The 26,548-nt window shown below is 67.5% G+C and carries 27 protein-coding genes; 15 read left to right on the top strand and 12 right to left on the bottom strand.

Annotation, left to right across the window (positions count from 1 at the left end):
* Window positions 1-27: 27 nt before the first annotated feature.
* Complete coding sequence (locus ACRYLT_RS08755; RefSeq protein ID WP_482663702.1) at window positions 28-975, bottom strand: alpha/beta fold hydrolase; 948 nt, start codon at window positions 973-975, stop codon at window positions 28-30.
* Between the two features lie 127 nt (window positions 976-1,102).
* Here ACRYLT_RS08755 and phaR point away from each other — a divergent pair, with 127 nt between their 5' ends.
* A complete protein-coding gene (gene phaR, locus ACRYLT_RS08760) occupies window positions 1,103-1,654 on the top strand; it encodes a polyhydroxyalkanoate synthesis repressor PhaR (RefSeq protein ID WP_482663703.1) in 552 nt (183 codons plus the stop codon).
* A 3-nt stretch (window positions 1,655-1,657) separates the two neighbouring features.
* Here the strand turns inward: phaR and ACRYLT_RS08765 are convergent, their stop codons facing one another.
* Window positions 1,658-2,497, bottom strand: coding sequence for a class I SAM-dependent methyltransferase (locus ACRYLT_RS08765; protein ID WP_482663704.1), 840 nt, complete (start codon window positions 2,495-2,497; stop codon window positions 1,658-1,660).
* Between the two features lie 61 nt (window positions 2,498-2,558).
* Here ACRYLT_RS08765 and ACRYLT_RS08770 point away from each other — a divergent pair, with 61 nt between their 5' ends.
* Window positions 2,559-2,753, top strand: a complete 195-nt coding sequence (locus ACRYLT_RS08770) for a hypothetical protein (protein ID WP_482663705.1) — start codon at window positions 2,559-2,561, stop codon at window positions 2,751-2,753.
* A 25-nt stretch (window positions 2,754-2,778) separates the two neighbouring features.
* Here the strand turns inward: ACRYLT_RS08770 and ACRYLT_RS08775 are convergent, their stop codons facing one another.
* The 4 genes from ACRYLT_RS08775 to ACRYLT_RS08790 all read right to left on the bottom strand — a co-directional run bounded on the left by ACRYLT_RS08775 (window position 2,779) and on the right by ACRYLT_RS08790 (window position 5,501).
* The gene (locus ACRYLT_RS08775) at window positions 2,779-3,510 is read right to left on the bottom strand and encodes a CDP-alcohol phosphatidyltransferase family protein (RefSeq protein WP_482663706.1); all 732 of its coding nucleotides are present in this window, start codon (window positions 3,508-3,510) and stop codon (window positions 2,779-2,781) included.
* A gap of 243 nt (window positions 3,511-3,753) precedes the next feature.
* Window positions 3,754-4,134 (bottom strand): 50S ribosomal protein L7/L12, encoded by a 381-nt coding sequence (gene rplL / locus ACRYLT_RS08780; RefSeq protein ID WP_482663707.1) that lies wholly within the window; start codon window positions 4,132-4,134, stop codon window positions 3,754-3,756.
* A gap of 50 nt (window positions 4,135-4,184) precedes the next feature.
* Complete coding sequence (gene rplJ / locus ACRYLT_RS08785) at window positions 4,185-4,700, bottom strand: 50S ribosomal protein L10 (RefSeq protein WP_482663708.1); 516 nt, start codon at window positions 4,698-4,700, stop codon at window positions 4,185-4,187.
* Window positions 4,701-5,042: 342 nt separating this feature from the next.
* The gene (locus tag ACRYLT_RS08790; protein ID WP_482663709.1) at window positions 5,043-5,501 is read right to left on the bottom strand and encodes a CHRD domain-containing protein; all 459 of its coding nucleotides are present in this window, start codon (window positions 5,499-5,501) and stop codon (window positions 5,043-5,045) included.
* 188 nt (window positions 5,502-5,689) lie between these two features.
* Between ACRYLT_RS08790 and ACRYLT_RS08795 the strand changes: the two genes are divergently transcribed.
* The 4 genes from ACRYLT_RS08795 to ACRYLT_RS08810 all read left to right on the top strand — a co-directional run bounded on the left by ACRYLT_RS08795 (window position 5,690) and on the right by ACRYLT_RS08810 (window position 9,761).
* The gene (locus ACRYLT_RS08795) at window positions 5,690-6,595 is read left to right on the top strand and encodes a bifunctional helix-turn-helix transcriptional regulator/GNAT family N-acetyltransferase (RefSeq protein ID WP_482663710.1); all 906 of its coding nucleotides are present in this window, start codon (window positions 5,690-5,692) and stop codon (window positions 6,593-6,595) included.
* 168 nt (window positions 6,596-6,763) lie between these two features.
* A complete protein-coding gene (locus tag ACRYLT_RS08800; protein WP_482663711.1) occupies window positions 6,764-7,864 on the top strand; it encodes an extracellular catalytic domain type 1 short-chain-length polyhydroxyalkanoate depolymerase in 1,101 nt (366 codons plus the stop codon).
* Window positions 7,865-8,033: 169 nt separating this feature from the next.
* A complete protein-coding gene (locus ACRYLT_RS08805; RefSeq protein ID WP_482663712.1) occupies window positions 8,034-9,185 on the top strand; it encodes a sensor histidine kinase in 1,152 nt (383 codons plus the stop codon).
* 99 nt (window positions 9,186-9,284) lie between these two features.
* The gene (locus ACRYLT_RS08810) at window positions 9,285-9,761 is read left to right on the top strand and encodes an MgtC/SapB family protein (protein ID WP_482663713.1); all 477 of its coding nucleotides are present in this window, start codon (window positions 9,285-9,287) and stop codon (window positions 9,759-9,761) included.
* Window positions 9,762-9,820: 59 nt separating this feature from the next.
* Here ACRYLT_RS08810 and ACRYLT_RS08815 read toward each other — a convergent pair whose 3' ends face one another.
* Window positions 9,821-10,360 (bottom strand): hypothetical protein, encoded by a 540-nt coding sequence (locus tag ACRYLT_RS08815; protein ID WP_482663714.1) that lies wholly within the window; start codon window positions 10,358-10,360, stop codon window positions 9,821-9,823.
* 197 nt (window positions 10,361-10,557) lie between these two features.
* Here ACRYLT_RS08815 and ACRYLT_RS08820 point away from each other — a divergent pair, with 197 nt between their 5' ends.
* The 3 genes from ACRYLT_RS08820 (at window position 10,558) to tgt (ending at window position 16,078) form a co-directional block, all read left to right on the top strand.
* On the top strand, window positions 10,558-11,475 hold the full coding sequence (locus tag ACRYLT_RS08820) for an alpha/beta hydrolase (RefSeq protein ID WP_482663715.1): 918 nt from the start codon (window positions 10,558-10,560) through the stop codon (window positions 11,473-11,475).
* 157 nt (window positions 11,476-11,632) lie between these two features.
* Window positions 11,633-14,812 carry a TRCF domain-containing protein gene (locus ACRYLT_RS08825; RefSeq protein WP_482663716.1) on the top strand — a complete coding sequence of 1,060 codons (3,180 nt, stop codon included), beginning with the start codon at window positions 11,633-11,635 and terminating at the stop codon, window positions 14,810-14,812.
* A 138-nt stretch (window positions 14,813-14,950) separates the two neighbouring features.
* The gene (gene tgt / locus ACRYLT_RS08830) at window positions 14,951-16,078 is read left to right on the top strand and encodes a tRNA guanosine(34) transglycosylase Tgt (RefSeq protein WP_482665428.1); all 1,128 of its coding nucleotides are present in this window, start codon (window positions 14,951-14,953) and stop codon (window positions 16,076-16,078) included.
* Window positions 16,079-16,084: 6 nt separating this feature from the next.
* On the opposite strand, the gene ACRYLT_RS08835 is transcribed toward tgt, so the two are convergent.
* Window positions 16,085-16,651 (bottom strand): cysteine hydrolase family protein, encoded by a 567-nt coding sequence (locus ACRYLT_RS08835; RefSeq protein WP_482663717.1) that lies wholly within the window; start codon window positions 16,649-16,651, stop codon window positions 16,085-16,087.
* A 104-nt stretch (window positions 16,652-16,755) separates the two neighbouring features.
* Here ACRYLT_RS08835 and ACRYLT_RS08840 point away from each other — a divergent pair, with 104 nt between their 5' ends.
* Window positions 16,756-17,178: an Lrp/AsnC family transcriptional regulator gene (locus ACRYLT_RS08840; RefSeq protein WP_482663718.1), complete on the top strand. Its 423-nt coding sequence runs from the start codon at window positions 16,756-16,758 to the stop codon at window positions 17,176-17,178.
* 9 nt (window positions 17,179-17,187) lie between these two features.
* Here the strand turns inward: ACRYLT_RS08840 and ACRYLT_RS08845 are convergent, their stop codons facing one another.
* Together ACRYLT_RS08845 and ACRYLT_RS08850 are read right to left on the bottom strand one after the other, a co-directional pair.
* Complete coding sequence (locus ACRYLT_RS08845; RefSeq protein WP_482663719.1) at window positions 17,188-18,594, bottom strand: DEAD/DEAH box helicase; 1,407 nt, start codon at window positions 18,592-18,594, stop codon at window positions 17,188-17,190.
* Between the two features lie 172 nt (window positions 18,595-18,766).
* A complete protein-coding gene (locus ACRYLT_RS08850; protein ID WP_482663720.1) occupies window positions 18,767-19,192 on the bottom strand; it encodes a hypothetical protein in 426 nt (141 codons plus the stop codon).
* Window positions 19,193-19,509: 317 nt separating this feature from the next.
* Between ACRYLT_RS08850 and ACRYLT_RS08855 the strand changes: the two genes are divergently transcribed.
* Window positions 19,510-20,259 carry a type 1 glutamine amidotransferase domain-containing protein gene (locus ACRYLT_RS08855; protein ID WP_482663721.1) on the top strand — a complete coding sequence of 250 codons (750 nt, stop codon included), beginning with the start codon at window positions 19,510-19,512 and terminating at the stop codon, window positions 20,257-20,259.
* Window positions 20,256-20,501, top strand: coding sequence for a hypothetical protein (locus tag ACRYLT_RS08860; RefSeq protein WP_482663722.1), 246 nt, complete (start codon window positions 20,256-20,258; stop codon window positions 20,499-20,501). Before ACRYLT_RS08855 ends, ACRYLT_RS08860 begins: the two co-directional genes overlap by 4 nt.
* Window positions 20,502-20,555: 54 nt before the next feature.
* On the opposite strand, the gene ACRYLT_RS08865 is transcribed toward ACRYLT_RS08860, so the two are convergent.
* Together ACRYLT_RS08865 and ACRYLT_RS08870 are read right to left on the bottom strand one after the other, a co-directional pair.
* Window positions 20,556-21,416 (bottom strand): SDR family oxidoreductase, encoded by an 861-nt coding sequence (locus ACRYLT_RS08865; RefSeq protein WP_482663723.1) that lies wholly within the window; start codon window positions 21,414-21,416, stop codon window positions 20,556-20,558.
* A gap of 492 nt (window positions 21,417-21,908) precedes the next feature.
* Window positions 21,909-22,277 carry a nuclear transport factor 2 family protein gene (locus ACRYLT_RS08870; protein WP_482663724.1) on the bottom strand — a complete coding sequence of 123 codons (369 nt, stop codon included), beginning with the start codon at window positions 22,275-22,277 and terminating at the stop codon, window positions 21,909-21,911.
* Window positions 22,278-22,678: 401 nt separating this feature from the next.
* On the opposite strand from ACRYLT_RS08870, the gene ACRYLT_RS08875 reads away from it, so the two are divergent.
* Genes ACRYLT_RS08875 through ACRYLT_RS08885 form a run of 3 tightly spaced genes read left to right on the top strand, consistent with a single transcriptional unit; the run spans window position 22,679 to window position 26,540 of the window.
* Window positions 22,679-23,191, top strand: a complete 513-nt coding sequence (locus ACRYLT_RS08875; RefSeq protein WP_482663725.1) for an RNA polymerase sigma factor — start codon at window positions 22,679-22,681, stop codon at window positions 23,189-23,191.
* 36 nt (window positions 23,192-23,227) lie between these two features.
* On the top strand, window positions 23,228-24,184 hold the full coding sequence (locus ACRYLT_RS08880; protein ID WP_482663726.1) for a FecR family protein: 957 nt from the start codon (window positions 23,228-23,230) through the stop codon (window positions 24,182-24,184).
* Entirely contained in the window at window positions 24,171-26,540 is a 2,370-nt protein-coding gene (locus ACRYLT_RS08885) for a TonB-dependent receptor (protein ID WP_482663727.1), read from the top strand. Before ACRYLT_RS08880 ends, ACRYLT_RS08885 begins: the two co-directional genes overlap by 14 nt.
* The last annotated feature ends 8 nt before the right edge of the window (window positions 26,541-26,548 follow it).

The following is a 26,548-nucleotide window of genomic DNA, read 5'->3' on the forward strand; positions in this document are numbered from 1 at the left end:
ATTCCAGCCTGCTGGGCGGCTTTAGCATCATGCTGCAGTGCGGGAAAGCCAGCCTGCCAGCGGCTCCCAGAGCCTGGCCTTCGAACGCGATCCGACCATCATCCCGACATGACCGAGCGCGAGATCGATCCGCTCGCCGACTCGCATCGCCGTCGCGTTCGGAACGATCCGGTCGGTGGTCGAAACGATGTTGAGGATGGGCCGCCCGATCCGCGCGGGATCGATCCGCTCGCCGCCGACCTCCCATCGGCCGGTGCCCGGCAGGTCTCGGGCGAAGAATTGTTCGAACATTTCGCGCGCCGCGGCGCCGCCGATCGGCGGGCCGTCATTGGCCCAGTCTTCCAGCGTGACGAAGGTCTCGGCGTCGGGTCCCTCAAGCTGGGCGAAGGCCTCGAACTTTGCCACGGTCCGTTCGGGATCGAGGTTCCAGAAGGCGCTTTGCAGGACCTCCATCGGCAGGAGCCCCAGCGTCTGAGTGGTCGGCTTCGCCGATTGCCACAGCTCGGCGAGACTCGCCCGGGCCTCTGCCGGAAAGCCGTCGAAATGCCAGGGCGCGGCGATCGTCGTCAGGCTTCGTGCCGGGCCAAGCTGGGCCGCCGCCGTGGCCATGGTTCCGCCGAGGCAATAGCCGACGAGATCGACCGGCTCGCCGACCCGATCGAGCAGGGGCAGGAGGATCCGCTCGACATGGCCGGCAACGGAAAGGGATGGGCGGTCGCCGTTGGGCCAGCCCCAGTCGAGAAGGAGCACGCGCCGGCCGCTCGAGGCAAGCCAGCGGAGCAGCGAACGCTGCTCGCTGAGGTCGAGAATGGTCGGCGGGTTGATCAGCGACGGGATGAAAAGGGCGATCGGGCCGCTTCCGCCATAGTCGCGCAGGACCGCGCCGTCCGCCTGATCCACCACCGGCATGAGCGGCGGGCCGGCGGGGCGGGGCGCCTCCTGATATTTCCTCAGGCCGTCGAGGGCGCGCTGCATCCGGCCGGGATTTGCTGCAGTCTGTTCGCGCAGCATGGAAAGGAAGAGCGGAAGCGGTCGAGGCCTATGTTGCGGTGCGGTAAGCCTTGGTGCTAAGCTGGTTTCCTCTTTGGTCGAGGAATCAGGCATGGCGGAGTCCCGTTCCGGCGACGATGTGGTCATCATCAAGAAATATGCGAACCGGCGGCTCTACGATACCGAAAGCTCGGCGTACATCACGCTTGACCGGCTGGCCGAGATGGTCCGGCAGAAGCGGCAGTTCAAAGTGGTCGATGCCAAGTCGGGCGAGGACATCACCCGCGGCGTCCTGACCCAGATCATCATGGAGGAGGAAGCGCGCGCCGGAGCGACGATGCTTCCCGTCAATTTCCTCAGGCAGCTCATCTCCCTCTACGGCGATTCGATGCAGGGGGTGGTGCCGCAATATCTCGAAGCCTCGCTCGAGCAGCTTCAGCGCAACCAGAGCCAGTTTCGCGAGGCGATGGCCGGCGCGTTCGTCGCCAATCCCTTCGCCGAACTGGCCCGCCGCAACATGGAAATGTTCACTGCGGCCGCCGCCGGCCAGCGCTCACGGCCGGCCGAACCGGACAAGCCGGCGGACGACGATACCCGGGCCGAGCTCGCTGCCCTGAAGGCGCAGCTCGCCGAGCTTCAGAAGAAGCTCGACAAGCTGGGCTGAGCCTCATTCGGGTTTGACGAACCTGAGCGTCATCCGGTCGCTTTCGCCGATGGCGACATAGCGCTCGCGGTCCTGGTCGCCGAGTCGAAGGCTTGGCGGAAGGGTCCAGACGCCGTTCGGCCAGTCGGCGGTATCGTTCGGATTGGCATTGACTTCCGAAGCGCCGACGAAGCGGAAGCCGGCCGCCTCGGCGAGGCGCCGAACGGTCGAAACCTTGACATAGCCGCTGGTCCGCTCGCGCTCGGCATCGGCGCTTTCCGGAAGGCGATGGTCGACGATGCCGAGCGTGCCGCCGGGCTTGAGCATCCGGTACATCTGGCGGAACGCTTCCTCGCCATAGGGTTCGCGTTCGCGCTGATAGCCCATCTGCCAGTTGTGGACGTTGCGGAAGGTCAGCACGACATCGGCGCTGCCGTCGGGAACGCGCGTTTCCGATTCTTCCCAGGCGGGGAAGGCGGCAAGCCGGACATTGCCGTAGAGCGCCGGATTGGCCTCCATCAGCCGGCGAACGCCATTGAGGCCGTTCGCCCCCATTCCCGCCGCATAATAAGTGCCGCCGCCCTGGAGCACGTAGGGTGCGAGAATCTCGGTGTACCAGCCGCCGCCGGGCCAGATCTCGACCACGGTGTCGGTGGGACGAACCCCGAAGAAGGACAGCGTCTCATAAGGGTGGCGATAGCGATCGCGGGCGACATTGGCCGGAGTCCGGGTGGAAGCGGCGACCGCGGCCCGGAGCGCCTGCTGGTGGGCGGCGGCGAGGCCCGCTTCCTGCTGCGCGGTCGCACAGGCGGCGGACGCGACGGAGCCGACCAGGGCAATGGCAAGCAGGCATTTCCGAAACATCTTCGTCTCCCTATCTCGATCTTCTAGGCGGTCCGTGTGGCCGGTTCATGACGGAGCGGGAATGAGTGCACAAGGGGGCATGTGGGCCGGCGTCGCGGCGTCGCTGTCGCTGGCGGTGCTGGCGGGGGTCGGCGAATGGCGTCGCCACCGGCGGCGCGAGCGAAGCCTCGACGCGATCGGCTGGGTTCCCTGGCGCGGGATCCAGGTAGCATCCGTCTTCGCCGCGATCGCCTTCGCCATCCTGGCGCTTCACTGAACCGGGAAGCGCCGCGGCGTGCGTTTCAGGCGCGCTTCGGCCCCCGCAAACTGCGCCAAAGGCCGAGCAGGAGGATGATGGCGGCCGTGCCGAGCGATAAAGCGAGCCAGGCGGTCCGGACCGGCTCGCTCCAGCCCGGCCAGAGCAGAGCGACCGTTCCCGTCACCCAGGCGATGGCGATCAGGGGCAGCCAGACGCCAAAGTCGGTGACCCTGAACGGGTGCACGAAATGGATCGGCGCGAAGGTCAGGATCGCAAAGAGGACGACCACCGCCGCTCCGGTCGCCGGGGAAAGGCTCATCACCAGAAGGTAGAAGGCGACGACGTTCCACAGCGCGGGGAAGCCGCGAAAATAATTGTCTTCCGTCTTCAGGTCGCGGCGGGTGAAATTGTACAGTGCCGAAATCAGGATCAAGGCGGCGAGCCAGGGGGCCAGCCGCTCCGGAAGCAGGCCCGCCCGGACGATCAGGGCGGTCGGGACGAAGACATAGGTGAGATAGTCGATGATGAGGTCGAGCGTGTCGCCGTCGATCCGGGCGGCGCGGGTCTTGACCTTGGCGGCTCGGGCGAAGGAGCCGTCGATGCCGTCGATCGCGAGCGCCGCGACCAGCCACATCAGGGCCATTCGATAGTCGCCCTGTTCGACCGCCAGAAGGGCGAAGAAGGCGAGGGCGGCCCCCGTTGCCGTGAAGGCATGGACGGCCCAGGCGAAGGCCGCTCCGCCCGCGCCGCGACTGGTCGACTCGCTCTTGTCCATCTGCGTCAAACGTCCTCGGCCCTTGGCGGTGCCGTCGAGGCTGCGGAGGGCAGAGCCTCTACCGCATCGTACCCAAGTGAACGAGGTTAGCGCAAACCGAGCCCGGACTGGGAGACCCTTCTCGTCCTTGGCCGCGGTTCAGCCGCTCGGGACTCCCGCGCGGTCGCGGGCAAGGCAGCGGCCCAAAAAAAGGGGCGGCCCCAACGGGACCGCCCCTCCTTTTCACCCGAAGGCGAAAAAGCCTTAGCGCAGCTCGATGGTGCCGCCGGCTTCCTCGATCTTCTTCTTGATGTCCTCGGCCTCGGCCTTGGACACGCCTTCCTTGATCGCCTTCGGAGCGCCTTCGACCAGCGCCTTGGCTTCGCCGAGGCCGAGGCCGGTGATCGCGCGAACTTCCTTGATCACGTTGATCTTCTTGCCGCCGTCGCCGGTGAGGATGACGTCGAATTCGGTCTTCTCCTCGGCGGCCGGAGCGGCAGCGGCGCCGCCGCCGGCCGGGCCGGCAACCGCAACCGCGGCCGCGGCGGAAACGCCCCAACGCTCTTCGAGCGCCTTGGCGAGGTCCGCAGCTTCAAGAACGGTCAGCTCGGAAAGCTGATCAACAATCGCATTGATGTCTGCCATTTTAAGTCTCCATTTCGGGGCCCTGCCCCAAGTTCAGTTCAAACGAAAATTCAGGCGGCTTCCTTGTCGGCATAAGCCTGAAGGACTCGGGCCAGCTGGGCTGCCGGCGCCTGGACGACCCGGGCCACCTTGGTCGCGGGCGCCTGGATGAGGCCCACGATCGTGGCACGCAGTTCGTCGAGCGACGGAAGCTCGGCGAGCGCCTTCACTCCATCCGCGTCGAGGAGGGTATCGCCCATCGCCCCGCCGACGATTTCGAGACGATCGGTCGTCTTGGCGAAATCGACCACGGCCTTGGCCGCGGAAACGGGGTCGGCGGACGTTGCAATCGCGGTCGGCCCGGTCAGCATTTCGCTGATGGGGGCGTAGCGCGTGCCCTCGAGTGCGATGAGAGCGAGCCGGTTCTTCGCTACCTTGTACCGGGCGCCGGAATCGCGCATTCGGTTCCGCAGGGCGGTGGACTGGGCCACCGACATGCCGAGATTGCGGGTGACCACGACCACCTCGGTCTCGGAGAACGTCTGCTTGAGCTCGGCGACCAGCTCTCTTTTCTGAGCTCGATCCATGCTTACTCCCTTAGCTTTCCGGCGGTCGAGTCCGCCGGTTGGCCAAATGACGCGCCGCGGACCATCCGCGACGCGGCGACGCGCGCACGGCAGATGCCGAGCGCACATTGTCCGAAGGGGAGGGGTTCGAGCCGAAGACATCGGCAGACCCGCCTCGGCATTGCGCCTCGGCGGATTGAAAACTCTTCCCCGTCTAGGCTGGAGATTAAGTCCCGAAGGGACGCCAGCTGTCTCGGACGGATGCCTGACGGTCGGACCGCCAGACGAAGCGGGCCATCTAAGCGATTTCCCCGCAAAGTCAATCGGTCCCTCCCGCGGCCAGGCGCGGGAGGGACCCTGGGATCAGCCCGCGCTCGGCATCAACTGCCCGCGAAGCGCGCCCTCCGGATGCTCCGTCGTGGTCACGAGCACATAGAAGCCGGAAGGGTTGGACTGGATCTCGTCGGCCAGCGCGTCGCCCACCGAGTCGCAATCATCCTCGTCTTGGTCCTGGCCATCCGGGCGATCGAGAGACATTACCGGAGATCCCGTTTCGCCCTCGCCGCCGCGGTAGAGCCGGGCGGAGGTCACCTCGCCGATGTCGCGCACCTCCAGGTCGACACAGACCCGGTTGAGCATGTCGTCGACGACGACCTTGGCCCGGCCCCAGCCGTCCGAATCGCCGGGCGGCACGATCCTGTCGCCGTTCAGCGTGGCCCGGAACTCCGCGGCCACCGCTGCCCCTGCCGTCCCCACCCCGGAGAGGATAAGCACGCCCCCGAACGCCGCCATCACCCGGCGGCCAACTCTGTTCCTCAGCATGTTCGGTTCCTTTCCTTCGGGAAACCCGCCTTCCGGGCGATCAGCGCCCGCGCGGTCGGTCAGGAAGGAGGTGAAGCTTCGGCTTGTTCCTGTCTTTTCGGCAGGCTGCGCGGCTCGGGCGGCGGAGCGAAGGCAGCCCCAACCTGCCAGAAAGTTGACATCGGCAACTATTATGGCAGGCTTCGCCGATGGAAGATGCCGTCTCGGCCGTTCGAGCCTTCAACCGATTTCACACCCGCTTCGCCGGAGCGCTCGACGCCCATTACCTGGAAAGCGACCTTTCCCTTGCCGAGGCCCGGCTGCTCTACGAAGTCGCGACGCGCGACGGCGTTCTCGCCGCCGAGCTCCAGGCCGAGCTCGGCATGGACGCCGGCTATGTCAGCCGGATCCTTCGCCGTTTCCAGGCGCGCGGCTGGATCCGGCGCGATCGCGGAGAGGATGGCCGGCGGCGCCCGATCAGCCTCACCCCTGTCGGGCGGGAGGTGTTCGCCGCCCTCGATTCAAGGACGAGGGCGGAAGTCTCGAGCCGGATCGAGGCGTTGAGCGAAACCGACCAGGCAACCCTGGTCGCCGCTTTGGCGACGGTGACGGCCTTGCTGTCGGGGCGGGAGGTTCCCTGGACGATCCGGACCTTCCGGACCGGCGATCTCGCCTTGCTCGCTTCGCGCCAGTCGATCCTCTACCAGGCCTATGGCTGGGGCCGGCCGATGGAGATCCTCCAGAGCGAGATCGCCGCCGCCTTCCTGAAGAATTTCAAGCCGGGACTCGAGCAATGCTGGGTCGCCGAGCGGGCAGGCCTGATGGCCGGCTCGGTCCTGATCGTCGATTCCGGCGAAGGCGTCGGCCAGCTCCGGCTGCTTTATGTCGAGCCCTGGGCGCGCGGCCTTGGAATCGGCCAGGCGCTCGTCGCCGAATGCGTCGAATTCGCTCGCCGGGCCGGCTACCGTAAAGTGCGGCTGTGGACCCATAGCGTCCTTGAAAGCGCCCGGCGGATTTACGAGGGCGCGGGGTTCAGGATCGTCTCCACCGAAGTTCATGACGCGTTCGGCCGGCCGGAGCAGGGCGAAAGCTGGGAGCTCGACCTGAGCGGTTGAAGAACGCCGCCTCCTTCCGCGCCTGCCACTCCTCGCCCCGGGCGCGACAGGAGATCGGCCTGATCACGGCGTCGACGCCGATTTTGCTGCACTGCAACAAAGTATCGGCTATGGCGTTGCCCGATACCAGCTGTCTCCCGTTCCGGAGCAGGCCTTGGGGAGTGATGAATGCGACGACCAGGATCCGATTTCCGCTCCCGGCGAGGCCGCAAGGGTTCGGGCCCGTTTGCCGCTCCGTCGGCTGCGGTCGACCGGCTCGAGGACCTTCCGGCCTTCCGGAACAATCCCGGAAACCTCAACGGCCGATTCTATGCGCCGGCGGGGCTCAGCGGGCCGGCGCCGCTGGTGGTGGTGCTCCACGGCTGCACCCAGAATGCCGCCGTCTACGATCACGGTTCGGGCTGGTCGCGGCTGGCCGACCGGCATGGCTTCATCCTGCTCTTTCCGGAGCAGCAGCGGGCCAACAATCCGTCGCTCTGTTTCAACTGGTTCTCCGGCAACGATACTCAGCGCGGGATGGGCGAAGTGGCCTCGATCCGCGCGATGATCGATTCGCTCGCAGCGATCCGCGACGTCGACCGGGGCCGGGTGTTCGTGACCGGACTGTCGGCGGGCGGAGCGATGGCTGCGGCCATGCTGGCCACCTACCCCGAGGTCTTCGCGGCTGGAGCGATCATTGCGGGAGTCGCCTATGGCTGTGCCTCCGGCGTCGGCGAGGCGTTCGATTGCATGGGCGGCCGGGCGCGCGCCGATGCCCGGGAACTGGGAAGCAAGGTTCGCCGCGCCTCTCCCCACAAGGGGCCATGGCCGCGGTTGCAGGTGTGGCAGGGAAGCGCCGATCATACGGTGGTGCCCAGCAATGCCGATTCGATCGTCCTTCAATGGGCCGACCTTCACGGCCTGGAGCCGAAGCCCGGGCGAGTGGATGAAGTCGGCGGCTATCCGCGGCGCTCCTGGCTGGGCGCCGACGGTACGCCGCTGATCGAGCAATATATGATCACCGGAATGAGCCATGGCATACCGCTGGATCCCGGGACCGGCGCAGGCGAGCTCGGCGAGGCGGGCGCTCATATGCTGGACGTGGGCATCAGTTCCACCGGCCATATCGCGGCCTTCTTCGGCCTCGCACCGCTTCCGGCCGGGAAAGCCCGGCGGGGAGCCGGAACGGCGGAACGGCCGGCTCGCGGCCGCCGGACACCGAAGCCGGCGGCGGACGGTGTCGGCGACGTGATCGAAAGGGCGCTGAAAGCCGCGGGGCTGATGCGCTAATCGGATCGGGAGTCGGGGTTGCCGGTCGCGATCGCGCCCCGCGCTGACCCGCGCCCGCCGATTTTCGAACCTCGCTCACCGATCGGCGCTTCCTTCGGCCGTTCAGGCGGTTGCTTGACTTCGCCTCGTCCTTCGCTGAGCTTGAGCGGAACCCAGGAGCGCCATTGCCATGAACGACTATCGGGAAGGACTGGGGGACACGGCGGCCCGAACCCGCTCGGAGCTCGGGATCGACAATGTCCGGCAGCGCGGCGGGATCTTCGTCGATGCGGTCCGGCTCACCCGGATGCCGATGATCGTCACCGACGCGACCCTTCCGGACAACCCGATCGTCTTCGCCAACGATGCCTTTCTTCGCCTGTCCGGCTACTCCGCCGAAGAAGTGACCGGCCAGGATCCGCACTTCATGAACGGCGAGGGGACGGATCCGGAGGCGATCCGCAAGTACCAGGCCGCGATGGATTCGGGCGAGGACATCAGCCTGGAAATCGTTCAGCACCGCAAAGACGGAACGCCGTTGCGGACCGCGCTCTTCGCCAGTCCGCTGACGGATGGCCAGGGCACGGTCCTCCACCACTTTCTTTCCTATCTCGACATCACCCGCCGATTCGAGGCCGAGCAGGCGCTCCGGAAGCTAACCGACGAGCTGGAAAGCCGAGTGGCCGAGCGGACCCGCGAGCTTCAGGACGCCAACCGGCTGCTGACCTCGCTGGTGACGGAAAGGGAAATGCTGCTTGCCGAGGTCAATCACCGCGCCAAGAACAGCCTTTCGATCGCCTCCGCTTTGCTTGGTATCCAGGGCCGGCGACAGAGCGACCCGGAAGTGAAGTCGCTCTTCCAGGAGGCTCAGGACCGCCTGATGGCGATGTCGAGGGTTCACGATCTTCTCAGCCGGTCGGAAAGCGCGCAGCGCGTCGATCTCGCCACCTATTTGGGCGATCTTTGCGGGGCGCTTAAGCCGATCACCGACCGGGACGACAGCATCCGGCTCGAATGCGACGTGAGCGAGGGCATTCTCGTGCAGGCGGGCGTGGCCATCCCGCTCGGGATCATCGCCACGGAGCTGATCACGAACGCCGTCAAATATGCCTTTCCAGCACCGGCTCGGGGATCGATCCTGGTGGAAGGCGATCGCGACGCTGAAGAGCAGATCAGGCTCACTGTTTCCGACGATGGCGCAGGCATGGGCGCCGTCGTCCGCGAAGGATCGCTGGGCTACGGCCTGATCCAGACCCTGGTCCGGCAGATCAACGGGCAGATGATCGTTGAAAGCGAGCGGGGGGTGAGCGTCAGCGTCATCTTCCCCTCGTCCGCGCGCTGATGGATTCGGATCGGCGACCGGATCGGGGCGGGCCCGCCCGCTTGGCTGGCAGTCGGGACGACGAGGCGATGACGGGCGGTCGACGGCAGAAGGATCGAAATGGCTGACCTATTCGGGGCGAACCCGTTCGATATCCTGCCCAACCTAATCGCCTTGCTAGCTGCCTATCTGCTCGCCCTACCGGTCGGATGGAACCGGGAACGGCAGGAGCGAAGCGCCGGCCTTCGAACCTTTCCGCTCGTGGCCGTGGCAAGTTGCGGCTTCGTCCAGGCGGCCGAAACCATGGTTGCCGACGATCCTCAAGCGATGGCCAGGATCGTCGAGGGCATCATCACCGGAATGGGCTTCATCGGCGGCGGAGCAATCCTTCGAATGAAGGAAAGCGTCAAGGGCACGGCGACGGCGGCAAGCCTCTGGGCCACGGGCGCGACCGGGACCGCGGTGGGCCTTGGAAGCTATGACGTCGCGATCCTGCTGTCCTTCGTCACGATCGCCACCTTGTGGATGCTCTCGCCCCTCAAGAAGGATCTGGTGAAGGAAGCCGAGCCCGAGGACGAGCAGCCCCGGGAAATCTGACGGCCAGGTTGTACCGCGACGCCCCGGCTCCGGGCCGGAGCGTCGCAGCGTGGTCGCTTCTAGAGCGTCGCGCCGGCCCTGGCGCGCGAAGCGCTGTGGCCGCCATGACGGTAGAGCAGGTCCTGGGCGGCTTCGCCGCTGATTCCGGCCTCGCTGGTATCGACGGAAACGAAGACTCCGCCTTCGTTGATCCGGCCTTCATAATAGCCGGCATCTTCCTCGCTGACGCCGTGCTTCGTCAGAAGTCCGGTCAGTCCGCCGGCCAGGGCGCCTGCGCCCGCGCCGATCGCCGCTGCTTCCGGAATGGCTGATGCGGCGATTGCGCCGGCGGCCGCCACCGGACCGACGCCGGGAATGGCCAGAGCCGCGAGGCCAAGCAGGGCGCCGGCACCGCCGCCGGCCAAAGCACCCTTGACCAGGCCTTCGCCCTTTTCCTTCGCCTCGTGCGTGTGCGCTCCGCCATAGTCGCCGTCGCCGCTGTCATGGCGGGCGATGACAGACAGCGCGCTGTCCCGAACGCCCGCTTCGCGAAGGGCACGAACGGCGCTTTCCGCCTCGGAATGGTTGTCGAACACGGCCGACACGATCTTCTGGTTCATGGAATACTCCGGGTTTGGGGGTGACACTGGCCGTTGGGCCACAGTCCACAACGGACCCTCTCGGCGGCCGTTCCTCGACTCGCCCCGTTGATCCGGAATTCGTCGCCCCAAAAACAACCTGCCGTCCCGAGCGTCGCCACCTACCAAGTCTTGTTGCTCCCGCCGGCGCTCTGCTAGATCGGCTGCGAGGAGCTGATATGCAGGCGCTGATCAAATGGCTTGCGGCCGTTGCCGTGTTCGGCGCGAGTCCCGCTTTCGGCCAGCCTACTTCTGTCGAGGGGGCCGTCGAGCAACGGCCGATCCACAGCGGGACCTCGTTCGCCTTGCCTTCGGCAATCCTCGGCGGCACGCGCGAGATCAACGTCTGGGCGCCTTCCGGCTACGATCGCTCCGCTCCTCAGCGCTACGCGATCGTCTTCCTTCTCGATGGCGGATTGGAGCAGGATTTCCATCACATTGCGGGACTGGCTCAGCTGGGCTCGCTCAGTTGGACCTTCGGGCCGATGATCGTCGTTGGCATCCAGACCAAGCAGAGGCGGTCGGAGCTGACTCCGAGGCCAACCGATCCGCGCTACCTTGCAGCCTTTCCGGAAAGCGGTGGCGCGGACCGGTTCAGACGGTTTCTGGAGGAAGAAGTCGTGCCTTTCATCGGAGCTCGGTACCCGGCCGGCGGGAGAAAGGCGCTGATGGGGGAATCGCTGGCCGGCCTGTTTGTCGTCGATACTCTGCTTCAAAAGCCGCACCTGTTCGACGATTATATTGCGATCAGTCCAAGCCTCTGGTGGGACGACCGGCGGGGACTGCGCGACCTGCCGGCGCGTTTGCCGGCCGGTGCCTTGTCAGGTCGTCGGCTTTATCTGGCGATGGCGGACGAGGGCGGCACGATGCAGGACGGCGTCGACCTGCTTCGGACCGGTCTCGGCCGGCTCCCCGCCGGGACGCTGGAACTGCGCTATTCGGACCGGAGCGCCATCGCTACTCACGCCACGATCTATCACGGAGCGGCCGAAGAAGCCCTGCGTTGGCTTTACCCGGCACCTCCATATGACCTGGGGCCCACCCCCTGGTACATGATCGAAGGCGCCTCGCCGCCCTCGCCCGGGAACGCTCGCTAGGCCTGCGCTTAGCTGGTGGGCCGATCGCGATCGGCCCCAAAGCTTCCCGGCTGCCAGGAGGCTCCCTTCCACTGACAAGGCGCAGCTTTGCATTCGGCCGCGGGGAACGGCGGTCGGCCTTGTCCGTTCGGCCACTCTCCCCGGTCGCGAGGATCCTGTGGCAACGGCACTTTCGAAACCTGCGCCGGACGGCGCAAGCCGGACCGGCGGCACTCCATCGATCAGCGAAATCGTCGTCGGCCTCCTCAATGCGCTGGAAAGCGGGGACCTGGTCTTCGTCGCCGCGGACGAACCGCGGGCGATCGAGATCAGCCGAGCGCTGAAGGGCGGCGCTCCGGACCGGCTGGTGCTGCTTTGCCCCGGAAGCGACGCTTTGCCCGGTGAGTCGGCGCCTCCGTCGCCATCGAATGTCGGCCAGCGCACGACGGCGCTCCGTCAGCTCCGAGCCGCGCTTGGCGAGCCCCGGCGGCCGACCATAGCGCTGGTCACGACCGGAGAGGCCGCGGCCCGGCTCTATCCTGCCCCGGATCGGTTCGATTCGGCGCCGCCCATCGTCCAGGTCGGGCAGCCGATGGATCTCGGCGCCTTCGCGGCCGAACTCGAATCGATCGGCTATGTCCCGGACGATCGCGTGGACGAGCCGGGCGAGCTTGCCGTTCGCGGCCAGGTCATCGACGTCTATCCGGCCGATGCCGGCGAGCCCTTCCGGATCGAGGTTCAGGACGGACGGGTGGAATCGATCAGTCCCTATGATCCCGGCAGCCAGCTGACGACCGGCGAATGCGAGCGGCTCGAACTCGGCCGGGTGAGTGAACCCGAATTCGGCGACGAGGGCGTGACTCTCCTCGACCATCTGCCCGGCGCTGGGGTGGCGCTGGATCCGGGAGCGGACAAGCGTCGAAGGCGGTTCCTGGCGCTAGCCGCCGATGCGGCTCGCCGGCGACCGGCCCGGGCCCTTCGCGATATCTGTTCCAACGAGCGCTGGCAGGCCGCGCTCGCCAGCCGCTCTTCGATCGAGCCGGCGGACGGCCTCGGCGAACCGCCGCCGCGATTCGTCGAGGCGCGCTCGCCGCTGCGGGCCTTCACCAGGCTGGCTCGGGAAGCGCTGTCGGCCGGCCAGAAACTGGTCCTGCTCGGAACCCCGCGCGATCTGCGCTTCCTCGGGCGCCGAGCCGCCCGGACCCTCGGTCGGGAGCCGGAAGCGGTGCGAGGCTGGGATTGCGTGCTGGCGGCCAAGCCCGGCGCCCTGCTCATGCTCGGAATGCCGGTGCCGCGGGGTTTCCGTTATCGCGAGATCCTTGCCGTCGCCGCCGCGGACCTGCTCGGCAGCCGGGCCCAGCGGGATTCGGAAGGATCGGTCGGTGGGGACGTGCAGCCCTTCGACTTCAGCGGCTTTCGCCCCGGCGATGTCGTCGTTCATGAAGATCATGGGATTGCCGTCGTTGCCGGCCTCGAGTCGGTGCCGGAGGGCGGCGACGCGATCCTTCTTCGCTTCGCGGGCGACGCCCGGCGGCTGGTCCCGGTCGAGCAGTCGAACCGTCTCTGGCGCTATGGCGCGGACGAGGAGGCGGTCGCTCTGGACAAGCTCGACGGCTCGACCTGGGAGAAAAGGCGGGCCGGAGTCGCCGAGGCGGTGGCCGAAACGGCTCGAAGCCTGGTTGCCCTGGCCGCGGAACGGCTGGAGCGGACGGCGCCGGTCCTCGAACCCGAGCCGCCCGAATATGAGCGGTTCGTCGCCGGCTTTCCGTTCACCGAAACCGCCGATCAGGCCAAGGCGATCGCCGCCATCCAGGAGGATCTCCGGTCCGGCCGGCCGATGGACCGGCTGGTCGTCGGCGATGTCGGCTATGGCAAGACGGAGGTTGCGCTCAGGGCCGCCGCGATCGCGGCCCTGTCCGGAAAGCAGGTTGCGCTGGCAGCGCCGACGACGGTGCTCGTTCGCCAGCATCTCGAAACATTTCGCGAGCGCTTCGAAAATCTCGGGATCGAAGTCGCCGCCTTGTCCCGACTCTCGACCCCGGCCGAGAAGAAGCGCGCCGTCGCCGGCTTGAAGGACGGGTCGATCCGGATCGTCGTCGGCACCGGCGCCGTCGCGGGAAAGGCGGTCGCCTACAAGGACCTGGCGCTGGTGATCGTCGACGAGGAGCAGAAATTCGGCGCCGCCGACAAAGCCAAGCTTCGGGCGCTGGGCTCCGGCCACGTGCTGGCGCTCAGCGCCACGCCGATCCCGCGCACCCTGCAGAGCGCGCTTGTAGGTCTTCAGCAACTGTCGGTCATCGCCACCCCGCCCGCCCGGCGGCAGCCGATCCGCACGGCGATCGGCACCTTCGATCCCGAGGCGGTGAGGACGGCGCTGCTTCGCGAACGCTCCCGCGGCGGGCAGAGCTTCTTCGTCGTCCCGCGAGTGGAAGATATCGAGCCGATGGCGAAGCAGATTGCCGCCATCGCCCCCGAACTGGAACTGCTCCAGGCGCATGGGAAGATGCCCGCCGCCGAGATCGACGAGGCGATGGTCGCCTTCGCCGGAGGCGCGGGCGACGTTCTCCTCGCCACCAACATCATCGAAGCGGGCCTGGACGTGCCCCGGGCCAACACGATGATCGTGTGGCGCGCGGACCGATTCGGGCTTTCCCAGCTCCACCAGCTTCGCGGCCGGGTCGGGCGCGGCGCTCGGCGCGGACAGATTTACCTGCTGACCGCTCCCGATGTGCAGATCGCTCCGCGGACCCTGGCCCGGCTCAACACGCTCCAGGCCTTCGACCGGCTCGGCGCCGGCTTTGCGATCAGCGCTCGCGACCTCGACATGCGCGGCGCGGGCGACCTCCTGAGCGACGAGCAGACGGGTCACATGAAGCTGATCGGTGTCGATCTCTACCAGCACCTTCTGGAAGCCGCGCTTCGGCAGGCGCGCGGCGAAATTCTGGAGGACTGGGTCCCGGTGCTCCGCCTCGGAATCGAAGGCCGGCTGCCGCCGGAATGGATCCCCGAGGAGGAGGTTCGGCTGGAGCTTTATGCCAGGCTTGCAAGGATGTCGGAGCCGGCGGCGCTCGAAGCCTTCGAGGACGAGCTTGGCGACCGTTTCGGCGAGCTTCCCGAGCCGGCGCAGATCCTCCTCGCCATCGCCCGGCTTCGGATGATCGCCCGATCGGCGGGAATGGAGAAGATCGAGGCCGGGCCCGCTGCCATCGCCTTCACTCCGAAGGAGGGCGTGGACGTCGACCCGAGCGCCGCCGGGCTCGAGGAGAAGGAGGGCCGATGGCTGCTCCGGGAAAAGATCGAGGCGCCGCTTCGGCGCGTGGAGAGGATCGAGTCGGTGCTTGGCGATCTGGCGTCCTGACAATCGAACATGAGTGGGCGATCCGGGTCGGCAGCGTCGCTCCATTGACGCTCGCGCCCATTCCGGCGAAAGCCGCCGGCGTATCCGGCACCAATTCAAGGTTGAGGGAGATCCCGGCGCTGCCGGGATGACAAGAATCTGGCCTCGCGCTTTTCCTTTTCCATTTCCGCCACCGACGGCCGTGCCCGCACCGGCACCATCGCCATGCTTCGCGGCGAGATCCGCACCCCGGCCTTCATGCCGGTGGGGACGGCCGCGACGGTGAAGGCGATGAAGCCGGCGGACGTCCGCTCGGCCGGCGCCGACATCATCCTCGGCAACACCTATCATCTGATGCTCCGGCCCGGTGCCGAGCGGGTGTCGCGGCTCGGCGGGCTTCACGCCTTCATGGGCTGGGAACGACCGATCCTGACCGACAGCGGCGGCTATCAGGTGATGAGCCTCTCTGACCTCACCAAGGTCAGCGAGCAGGGGGTCGCCTTTGCCAGCCATCTCGACGGCAGCCGCCACATGCTCTCGCCCGAGCGGTCGATCGAGATCCAGCGGCTGCTGGGCTCCGACATCGTCATGGCCTTCGACCAGCTCGTCCCGACCACTTCGACCCGCGACGAGCAATCGGCGGCCATGGAGCGATCGATGCGCTGGGCCCGGCGATCGCGCGAAGCGTTCGATTCCGGCGGCGAGCATGCCGAACGCGCCGCCTTGTTCGGGATTCAGCAGGGCGGGCTCGACGAAGCGCTTCGCAAGGCTTCGGCCGACGCCCTGATCGACACCGGCTTCGACGGCTATGCCGTCGGGGGCCTCGCCGTCGGCGAAGGGCAGGCGGCGATGTTCGCCTGTCTCGATTTCGCTCCGGGCCAGCTTCCGCAGGATCGGCCGCGCTATCTGATGGGCGTCGGCAAGCCGGACGACATTGTCGGGGCGGTCGAGCGCGGAATCGACATGTTCGATTGCGTGCTCCCGACCCGCTCCGGCCGAACCGGCCAGGCTTTCACCTGGGACGGGCCGATCAATATCAAGAATGCCCGGTTCGCCGAGGACAAGGATCCGATTGACCCCTCCTGCGGCTGCGCCGTCTGCAGCCAGTGGAGCCGCGCTTATGTTCACCATCTCGTCCGAAGCGGCGAAATCCTCGGCGCGATGCTGATGACCGAGCACAACCTCAACTTCTACCAGCAGCTGATGGCCGGGCTGAGAGCGGCGATCGCTGAGCAGCGGCTGGCGGCGTTCGCGGCGGAGTTCCGGGCGAGATATTGCCGGCGCTGAGTGGCTTCAGCCGGCCGCCCTGCCGGCAAGGGCGTCGATCGTCGCTATCCGAGCGAATTCGAAGGCCAGAGTCGCGACATGGGCGGCATGCACATCCTCCGCGCGGATCGTTCCGCCCTGGGCGTCGGGAAGGTCGAAACAGTCGCAGGCTTCGGGCACGAGGATCATGTCCCAGCCCAGGTTCGCGCCCGTCCTGACCGTCGTCGAAACGCACATGTCGGTCGAAATCCCGAAGACGACGACATGGCGGGCGCCGATCCGCTTCAGCCTCAGGTCGAGATCGGTGCCGATAAAGGCCGAATTGACGCTCTTGGCGACGATCGGCTCCCCGGGGAGCGGCTCGAAGCCGGGCCGGAAGGCATTTCCGGACTGGCCCGGAGCGAGCGTCGAACCCGGAGTTACGGAATCGTGCTTCACATGGATGATCGGCCGTCCCGATCGCCGCCAGGTTTCGAGCAGAGCCCGCCCGTTGGAATCGACGGCCTTGTTCCACCGGCGCGGCCAGGCTTCGGAATCGAAGGCAAGCTGCATGTCCACCGGAAGCAGCACGGTTCGGTCCAGGTCCAGTTCCATCGGCTTTCTCCTTGTCGTTCACCCACTCCTGGCCCATTTGCTGCGCCGGTTTCATTCGGCATGATGCCGGAAACGCCGGCACTTTGCCGGTCGGGGGAGCCGGGGTGGACGACAAGGACAGGCTGCTTTTGACGCTTCTGAGGCGCGATGGACGGCGTTCGATCGTCGCCTTGGCCCGCGACCTCGATCTGTCGCGCAGCGCCACGCAGGAGCGCCTCGCCAAGCTTCGGTCGTCCGGGATCATTGCCGGTTTCACCGTCGTGGAAGGGGCGGGGCAAGGTGAGCGGCAATCCGCCTATCTGATGGTCACGTTCGAAACCGGTAGGCGTTGCGCCGAGATCGTCCCGAAGCTGAAGCGAATCCCCGCCGTCGCGATGATCCATTCGCTGAGCGGCCCGGTGGACCTCATCGTCCGGATCGATGCGGAGAATGTCGGCGAGATCGAGAAAGCGCGCTCGGCGGTGGCGGCGGCTTCAGGCGTCGGCTCGGTTTCGACGTCGATCCTGCTCGAGCGCCACCTCGGCTAGCCGGGCTTCCTAGCTTCCGAACCCAAAGTTGAGGAAGCTGGGGACCGGGCCGTTCCAGCCTTCTTCCGTCGCTTCGACTTCGCGCTCGCGCTCGCGACCGCGACGGGGGGAGCGCTCCTTGCGCTCCGGCTTTTCGCCGCCAGCCTCGGACTTTGCCCGCCTCGGCGCCGGCGTCTCGGCCTTCGGCTCGGCACTTGCCGGCTGCGCCTCGGCCTTGTCCGAACGGCTCGATCGGCGCTTGCGCTTCGGCTTCTCCTCGGCCGCTTCGGCCGCTTCTTCCGCTTCCGGCTCCGGTCCGCGATCGCTGCCCTGGATTTCCGGAATCTTTGTGCCGATCAGCTTCTGGATATTGTCGATCGCTTCGGCATCTTCCCGTGTCGCCAAGGTGATGGCGATCCCGGTCCGACCGGCGCGGCCGGTACGGCCGATCCGGTGGACATAATCGTCGGGATGCCAGGGCACGTCGAAGTTGAAGACGTGGCTGACGCCCTTGATGTCGAGCCCGCGGGCGGCGACGTCGGAGGCGACGAGGATGTTGATCTCCTCGCGCTTGAAGCGGTCGAGCTCGGCGAGCCGGTCCGACTGCTCCATGTCGCCATGGATCTGCCCGGCGGCGAAATGACGGCGCTTCAGGCTGGTTGCAAGCTCGCGCACCGTGGTCTTGCGGTTGCAGAAGATGATCGCCGTCTTGACCTCGTCGGATCGGAGCAGGTCGGCGAGTATCTCCTTCTTCTTGCGCGGATCCACCTTCAGCAGCTGCTGCTCGATCGAGGCATTGGCGGTCGCCGGCCGGGCCACTTCGATCGTCTTCGGGTTCGAAAGGAAGCGATCGGAAAGCTTCTTGATCGGCGGCGGCATGGTGGCCGAGAAGAGGAGGGTCTGGCGAGTCGCCGGAAGCTTGGTGCAGATCTGCTCGATGTCCGGGATGAAGCCCATGTCGAGCATCCGGTCGGCCTCGTCGATCACGAGCAGGTTGCAGCCGGTCAGCAGGATGTTGCCGCGCTGGAACAGGTCCATCAGCCGCCCGGGCGTGGCGATCAGCACGTCGACGCCCTTTTCGAGCGCCTTCACCTGGTCTCCCATCGACACGCCGCCGATCAGCAGTGCCATGGAAAGCTTGTGGTGCTTGCCATATTTCTCGAAATTCTCGGCGACCTGGGCGGCGAGTTCACGGGTCGGTTCCAGGATCAGCGACCGCGGCATGCGCGCCCGCGCCCGGCCCTGCGCCAGCACGTCGATCATCGGCAGGACGAATCCGGCCGTCTTGCCGGTGCCGGTCTGGGCGATGCCGATGATGTCGCGGCCCATCAGAACCGACGGAATCGCCTGCCGCTGGATCGGAGTCGGTTCGTCATAGCCGGCTTCGGCGACGGCGCGGAGCAGTTCTTCGGAAAGGCCGAGATCGGCGAAGCTCATGGAAGATCCGGGGGTTAGGCTTTATTCTCTTCAGGCCAAAGCCGTTTGACGAAGCGCTTGTGCCAAGCGTCCCGCCTTGTCAAGCGAGGGCTTGTTCGAGGTCGGCCGTCGGGGACCGCTCGAATCTCCGTGCAGGCGGCCTTCGATCGACTGTCGAACCGGGTGAAATGGCTCAGGGCCGCGCCGGCCTCAGCGACCGGAATTCGTCGATCTGGCAGGCGCCCCCGGCCCGGGACCGGATCACGTCGCGATCGGCGCAGATTTCCCCGTCCTCGGTCGCGTTGACATAGAAGCCGTAATAATAATCGAGGGCCGGACAGCGCCGCTCCAGCCGCGCCCTGACCCGGCTGTTGTCGCGAAGGATCAGGTCGACGCTGTTCTGGCCCAGAAGGGTGGCGCCGACGATCCGGTTGGCGGAAATGCAGCGCGGCCCGCGACGTTCCTGCCACTGGATCAGCGAGGCGCCGGCGGGCGCGACCCGGCGAATCCCGGCCGGAACCCGGATGATGATCTGCTGGCGAACGGAGACGGAGCCGCGCACCTGCGGCGGCTGCGGGCGCGAACGATCGTCGGCCCCCGCAAATGCGAGCAGCATCATGGCGGCTCCCGCCAGGATCAACGGCCAATCTCCATTGCCGCCACCGATTCCCCCCAGCGCTTGAACGGGCGATTAATCCGCTCGGTCCACATCTGCCCCGTTTTGGGATTCGCGCCAAGTGCCGGGACTGATCGCGGCCAATCGCAGGCCGCTCCCGCCCCCGCGATCCTCATCGTCCGGACATTCGGGCGCTCCGTCGCTGCGCTGCCGTTTATCCGTCGAATATCGGGCCGGAAGTCGGGAAACCTGAGGGAGCCCGGCCCGTTTGAAGGGGGCAGTGGCGGGCCCGCCCGAGCCCGCCTGGTCGGAGAAGAGATATGGCGCCGCCGAAAGTCCTGATCGTCACCACCTCCCATGCCCGGATGGGCGACACCGGACATGCCACCGGCCTTTGGGCCGAAGAACTGGCCAGCCCCTATTTCGCTCTGCGCGAGGGCGGCGCCGAAATCACCCTGGCGTCGATCGCCGGCGGCGACGTGCCGTTCGATCCGCGCAGCCTTCCGCCCGATCCGGGCGGCGGGCCCGGCGAAGAGCCCGCGGAGGCGCAGGAGGTGCCGCATTCGGTGGAGCGCTTCCTGGCCGACGAAACCGCCCGGGCGATCGTCCGCTCGACTCCGTCGATCGACGAGGTGGCCGATCAGGACTTCGACGCAATCTTCCTTCCCGGCGGCCACGGGACGATGTGGGACCTCCCGCAAAGCGAGGCTCTGGCCCGGCTGGTCGGGCGGATGTTCGACGAAGGCAAGGTCGTGGCCGCCGTCTGTCACGGCCCGGCCGGACTGGTGAGCGCCCGGCGCTCGGATGGCCAGCCGATCGTTGCCGGCCGGCGCGTGACCGCTTTCACCAACAGCGAGGAAGCGGGTGTCGGCCTGACCGACGTCGTTCCCTTCCTGCTCGAGGACCGGCTGAAGGAACTAAGCGGGATCTGGCAGGCCGCGCCGGACTGGGAGCCGCATTCGGTGCGAGACGGCAATCTCGTCACCGGCCAGAATCCGCAATCGTCCGAACGCGTGGCCCGGGAACTTCTCGCCGCGCTCGGCCAGCCGGTGGAGGCGGAGCCGGCATGAGCGAGGACCGCAAACCCTCCTCGGCCGACGATCGCGACCTCGACGAAGCGAGCCGCGACAGCGCGAGAGGCGGAGCGGTGGCGTCGAGCGAGAGCCACACGCAAAGCGGCGTTCCGACCGACAAGGCGCACCGGGAAGCTGGGGACGGAGCGCTCCAGGGTTCGATCCCGGCCGGCCTGTCGATCGAGGAACTGGAAGAAATCGCCAGGAGCGACCGGAGCGTCGAAAGCGGCACCGGCTGAGGGGCTCCGGAACGGCCGCCGGCCTCGAACGCCGCACGCGTTCGGGCCTTCCGGTCAGAGGATCGGCTTGCCCCCGGTGACGGCCACGGTCGCGCCCGAGACGTAGCTCGCTTCATCGCTCGCCAGCATCACGTAGACAGGGGCGAGTTCGCGCGGCTGGGCCGGACGGCCGATCGGGGTCTGCTGGCCGAACGATTTCACCTGCTCCGGCGGCATCGTCGAGGGGATGAGCGGGGTCCAGACCGGGCCGGGCGCAACGCAGTTCGCCCTGATCCCCTTGTCCGCCAGCAGCTGGGCGAGGCCGCCGGTGAAGTTCTGGATGGCGCCCTTGGTGGTCGCATAGGCCAGCAGGTCCGGCCGCGGCGTGTCGGCATTGACGCTGGTCGTGTTGATGATCGACGATCCCGGCTTCATGTGCGGGACCGCGGCCTTGGCGAGATAGAACATGGCGTGGATGTTGGTCCGGAAGGTTCGGTCCCATTCCTCGTCCGGAATGTCGGTCATCTCCTCGAACGTCATCTGGTGGGCGGCATTGTTGACGACGATGTCGATCCCGCCAAGTTCCGCCACGGCGCGATCGACGATCGCCCGGCATTGGCCGGCATCGCCGATGTCGCCCGGAACGCGAACGCAGCGCCGGCCGGCCTGCTCGACCCAGCGGGCCGTTTCGGCGGCATCCTCTTCTTCCACTTCGAGATAGGAGATCAGGACGTCCGCGCCTTCCCGCGCGAAGGCGATCGCCACCGCCCGGCCGATTCCGCTGTCGCCGCCCGTGATGATCGCGCGCTTGCCCTCGAGCCGGCCCGATCCGCGATAGCTCTCCTCGCCATGATCGGGCTTCGGGTCCATGTCGGCGGTCCGGCCGGGCACCGGCTGCTGCTGCTCGGGAAGGGGCGGTTTGGGATCGTCGGTCATTCGGTCATTCCTCAGGCTGCAAGTCGGGCTGCGGCGGCCCCGGCACTTCCGCCGGGGCCTTGCTTCCGAGACAACCTCTCAGCGCCTGGACGGTTCTGCCCTCCTCGTTTCGATCCGGCAGGGCGAGCCTGATCGATTACCGATCAGCCTGCTCCGCAAGCGCCGTCTGAAGAAACGGCGCTTGCCCGGCCGCAATGGCCGCTTCCTCTTTCTGTATTGCTGATATAGTACGGCAGGTCAGGAGCCGGGATCGTCGCTGCCGCGACAAAGGGACAAGGCCGGTGGATTGCGGGACGGAAGACAGGTGCGGCAAAAGCGGCGCGGCGGCGTCTAGTGTCGCGAAGGAGGAGTTGGACTTGCTCGAGCGTCGGCTGATATTCGGAATGGTCGGAGTGGCGGTGACCACCCTGCTGCTGCTGGTCGCCCAGGTGGCGATGCTGCTGCGCTGACCGGAACGGGACAGGTCCTCCCGGCGGGGCGTGGACCCGTCGCTCAGTCTCCCTTGCCGACCGGGTCGAGAAAGCCGATCACATGCGCGATCCGCCGGCCTTCGTGAAGAAAGACGAAGTTGGTCCCCGCGGCGATGGCTTCGCCGCCTTCGGCCGCAAGCGTCCAGGAATAGCGGACATAATTTCCGTGGCCGTCCGCAGCGCCGCGAAGGCGGAAATGGTGGCCGGGAAATCGGTTCTGCAGCGCGGTGATCGCCTCGTCGATGCGATCGTGTCCTTCGGCTCGGACCATGGGATCCTCGAAGCTTGGGTCCGGCGTCCATTGCTCGAAAAGCGCTCGCCGCCGGGCAGGATCCTTCTCGTTCCACAAGGCGATGCAGGCGTCGGCGATCGCCTTCGGGCTGATCATCATTTTTCTCCTCGAACAGGGCGATTTCCGGTGTCCCGGGAGCCTCCTGTGTCGCGACCGCGCCCGGAGCGACTACCTTGAACGTAATCGGCGGCTTCGAACCGATCGGGGGACGAGCGGGGGAACCGCGCTTCGCCGACGTTGCTGGCGGCCGGGTCCGACTCGCCGGGTGGTGACCGGGAAAACTGGGGGCAATCTTCCCGGCCACCGAGATTTGGAACGCCGATTGCAGGCCAGCACCATTTCGGGTTCCGGAGCCTAGACGCCGCGGCGGCTTCGATCCCGCAACCGTCCCACCGGAAAACCGCCGCCTTTCTGGACAGTCGGGGAAGGGCGGCCTAGGACGACTTGATGGCGGGCAGGGGGCAGCCGGCCGAACCCTTCATCCCTGGCGACGGACGGCGATGACCCGCAATGGCCTTCAAGCCGTGTTCCTCGAAAAGCGCCCGGCGCTGCTGCGCTTTCTTCGGGCGCGGGGAGCCGGCGATTCGGCCGAGGACCTGCTCCAGGAATTGTGGATCCGGGCCTCGGCCGCGACCGGTCCGATCGCCGATCCGGCAGCCTATCTTTACCGCGCCGCCAACAATCTCGCGCTCGACCATCGCCGGGGAACCCACCGCAGCGCCCGTCGCGACGAGAACTGGACGAAGGCAACCGCAGGCGCGGAGCTCGGCGTTTCCGACCAGCCTTCGGGCGAGCGGGTGCTGATCGCCCGCGAGGAACTGGCGGCGGTGGAATCGGCTCTGGCGGCGCTTGGCGAACGGACCAATTACGTGTTCCGGCGTTACCGGGTCGACGGAGTCGGTCAGCGGCAGATTGCCGACGAACTCGGTATCAGTCTCAGCGGAGTCGAGAAGCATCTCCAGAAGGCCTATCGAACGCTCGTCGAACTCAGGGGACGGCGCGATGCGGAATAAAGCAAAGCGCGGCGTCTTGTGCCCGAGGTGGCGCTGATGGCCGTCAGGAACGAGACTGCGGAACAGGAAGCCATCGGCTGGCTGGTAAGGCTGCGCGACGGCGACGAGGCCGATTGGGAGGCCTTTACCCGCTGGCTGGAGGCCGATCCCAGCCACGCGGACGCTTATGATCGGGTGGCGATCGCCGACGAGGGGCTGGACTCGCTGGCTCCCCCCGAACCGGCCGCGCCGGAACCTGCGCCCGTGCCGCTCCGGCCCGGAATCGCGAGCCGCCGCGCCTTTCTCGGCTGGGCCGCGGCGGCGGCGGCCGCTGCCGGCTTCCTCGGCTTCACGATTCTTCAGCCGGAGGCCGACCAGACCTATGCCGTCGAGACCGGGTCGGGCGAGCGGCGCTCGGTCACCCTTGCGGAAGGCAGCCGGATCGACCTCAATGGTTCGACCCGGCTGGTGCTCGACCGGAGCCGGCCGCGCTTCGCCCGGCTGGAGCAGGGCGAGGCCCTGTTCACGATCGTCCATGACGATTCCCGGCCGTTCGAGGTCCAGACCGGCGACGCCGTGCTTCGCGATCTCGGAACGGTGTTCAACGTGGTTCGCGACGGCGAGGCCCTGGAGGTCGCGGTTGCGGAGGGCGCGGTGCTGTTCAACCCGGACCGCCAGTCGATCCGGATCGATGCCGGAATGGCCTTGTCGCGCCAGGGCGGCGGGCCGCCGAGCGTCGCTCGCCGTCATCCCGGCGCGATCGGCGGCTGGCGGCAGGGCCGGCTGATCTATTCCGACGCTCCGCTTGCGGCTGTGGCCGCCGACCTGTCGCGCAATCTGGGCGTTCATGTCAGGGCCAGCCATTCGGTGGCAGGTCGGAGTTTCACCGGAGTGATCATCCTGGAAGGCGATGCGCCGGCCGTGTTCCGCCGGGTCGAAGGGGTGGCCGGTGTCAGGGTGCATCGAGCGGAGGAGGGATGGACGTTGACGGCAGGGGCGGGTGACACTCCTTAGGGCGATCGTCGCCGCTTCGATCCTGCTTTCGGCCGATGCCGCCCTCGCCTCCCATCGGCAGCGGCTCGATCTTCCGGCAGGCCGGCTCGGCGACGCCGCCATTGCGCTTGGCCGGCAGGCGGGGATCACGATCGGCGTTTCCGATCGGCGGCTCTCGTCGAGGCGAGTCCCCGCGGTTCGTGGCCATCTCACGGTCGAGGAAGCGCTGGAGCGACTGCTTCGCGGCAGCGGCGCCGACTATCGGCGGATCGACGCCCATACCTTCCGGATCGTCCGCGGCGCCCGTCGCCCGACCCGGCCCGCTCCGGCCGAGCCGCCGAGGCGGGCCGAACCGCCAATCCCGCCACCGCCCTTGCCCGAGGCCGAGATCATCGTCACCGCGGCCCGCCGGCAGATGCCGCTCGCTTTCTATCCGGCAAGCGTCGACATCGTCGACGGCGACGATCCGGAATTCGCCCGGACGCTTTCCGGAAACGAGGCGCTGGTGGCCCGGCTTCCGGGGATGAGCTCGACCCATCTCGGGCCCGGACGCAACAAGCTGTTCGTCCGCGGAATCGCCGATTCCAGCTTCAACGGGCCGACCCAGGCGACCACCGGCCGCTATCTGGGCGAAACACGGATCAGCTACACAACCCCCGATCCGGACCTGCGCCTTTACGACATCGATCGGGTCGAGCTGCTTCGCGGACCGCAGGGCACCCTCTACGGCGCCGGCTCGCTCGGCGGGATCCTCAGGGTGGTTCCGAACGCGCCGCGGTTGGACGAGGTGGAAGGCCGGGCGACGATCGGCGCCACCTTGACCCGGCATGGCGATCCGGGCGTGGACGGGGCCGGCGTGATCAACCTGCCGCTGGTCGAGGACCGGCTTGCGCTTCGCACCGTCGTCTACGGGGCCAGCGAGGGCGGCTATATCGACGATCCCGGCCGGGGCCTCAGCGACATCAACCGGGTCAGGCTGGCCGGCGGCCGGGCGGCGCTTCGACTCGCCGGCGACGACTGGACGGTCGATCTCGGCGCGACCGCCCAGCGCATTCGCGGCCGCGACGGTCAGTTCGCCGACGATCCCGATGTCCGACCGGTGCCGCCACTGACCCGATACAGCAGCACGGCCCAGCCGTTCGAAAGCGACTATCTGCTCGGCGACCTCGTCGTCACCCGCGATCTCGGCGACGTCCGGCTCGTTTCCTCGGTCGGACTCGTCCGCCATCGCAACCAGGAACGGTTCGATTCCGCCCTCCCAGGCGAGCCGGCCGAAGTGTTCGACCAGCGGACCGACGTCGAGATGCTGTCGGGCGAAATCCGGCTGAGCCGCGGCGGCGCCGGAGGCGCCGGCTGGCTGATCGGGGCAAGCCTGCTCAGCAACATTTCCGACCAGCGCCGGCAGGGCGGCCCGCCCGATTCGCCGTTTCCGCTTCCCGGCGTTCGCAACTCGGCGCGCGAGGGGGCGCTGTTCGGCGAGGTCGGCTTCCGGCTGGCGCCGCGCCTGACTCTCGCTGCCGGCGCGCGCCTGTCCTACGCGCGTCTATCCGGCGGATCGCTGGACGTCCTCGTTCCGGTCCTGACACCGCTGGGAATGAGCGGGCGGCGCGAGGAAGTGGCTTTCCTCCCATCCCTCGCGCTCGCCTTCGAGGCTCGCGAGGATCTGCTCCTCTTCGCCCGCTACCAGGAAAGCTTCCGCCCCGGCGGGGTCGGCGTTTCCGGCTTCGGGATCACCGCGTTCAGGAGCGACAATGTCGCGACTCTCGAAGCCGGCCTTCGCCATGGCGCCCGCGACGGCCGGCTCGCCGCCCAGCTGACCCTCGCTTATACGCGCTGGACCGATATCCAGGCCGACACCGTCGACCTGGGCGGGGAGCCGATCACCGCCAATATCGGCAATGGCCGGATCTGGACGGCCGATTTCAGCCTCGCCTGGCGGCCGCTTCCGCGCCTCAATCTCGAGGTTGCGGGCGTGGTCAACGACAGCCAGGTCACCAATCCCGTGCCCGGGATCGGCCTGGTCAGCGGCTTCCCGCTTCCCAACGTCGCCGATTTCAGCGGCCGGATGAGCGTCGACTACCGCATCCGGATCGGGCCCGATCTCAACCTCGGCCTCAACGCCGCCGCCCGCTATACCGGCCGGTCCCGGCTCGGCGCTGGTCCGGTCTTCGGCCGCGAGCAGGGCGAAACGCTCGACCTCAGCCTCGGCGGACGGCTCCAGCGCGGCCGCCATGCCCTGACATTCAGCCTGACCAACCTGCTCGACGAAGCCGGCAATCGCTTCGCCATGGGATCGCCCTTCACCCTGGCGACCCGGCCGCAGATCACGCCGCTTCGCCCGCAATCGCTCCGGATCGGCTGGGAGATTCGTTACTAGCGGGTCTC

The sequence above is a fragment of the Sphingosinicella sp. SM1-17 genome (genome assembly GCF_056821765.1).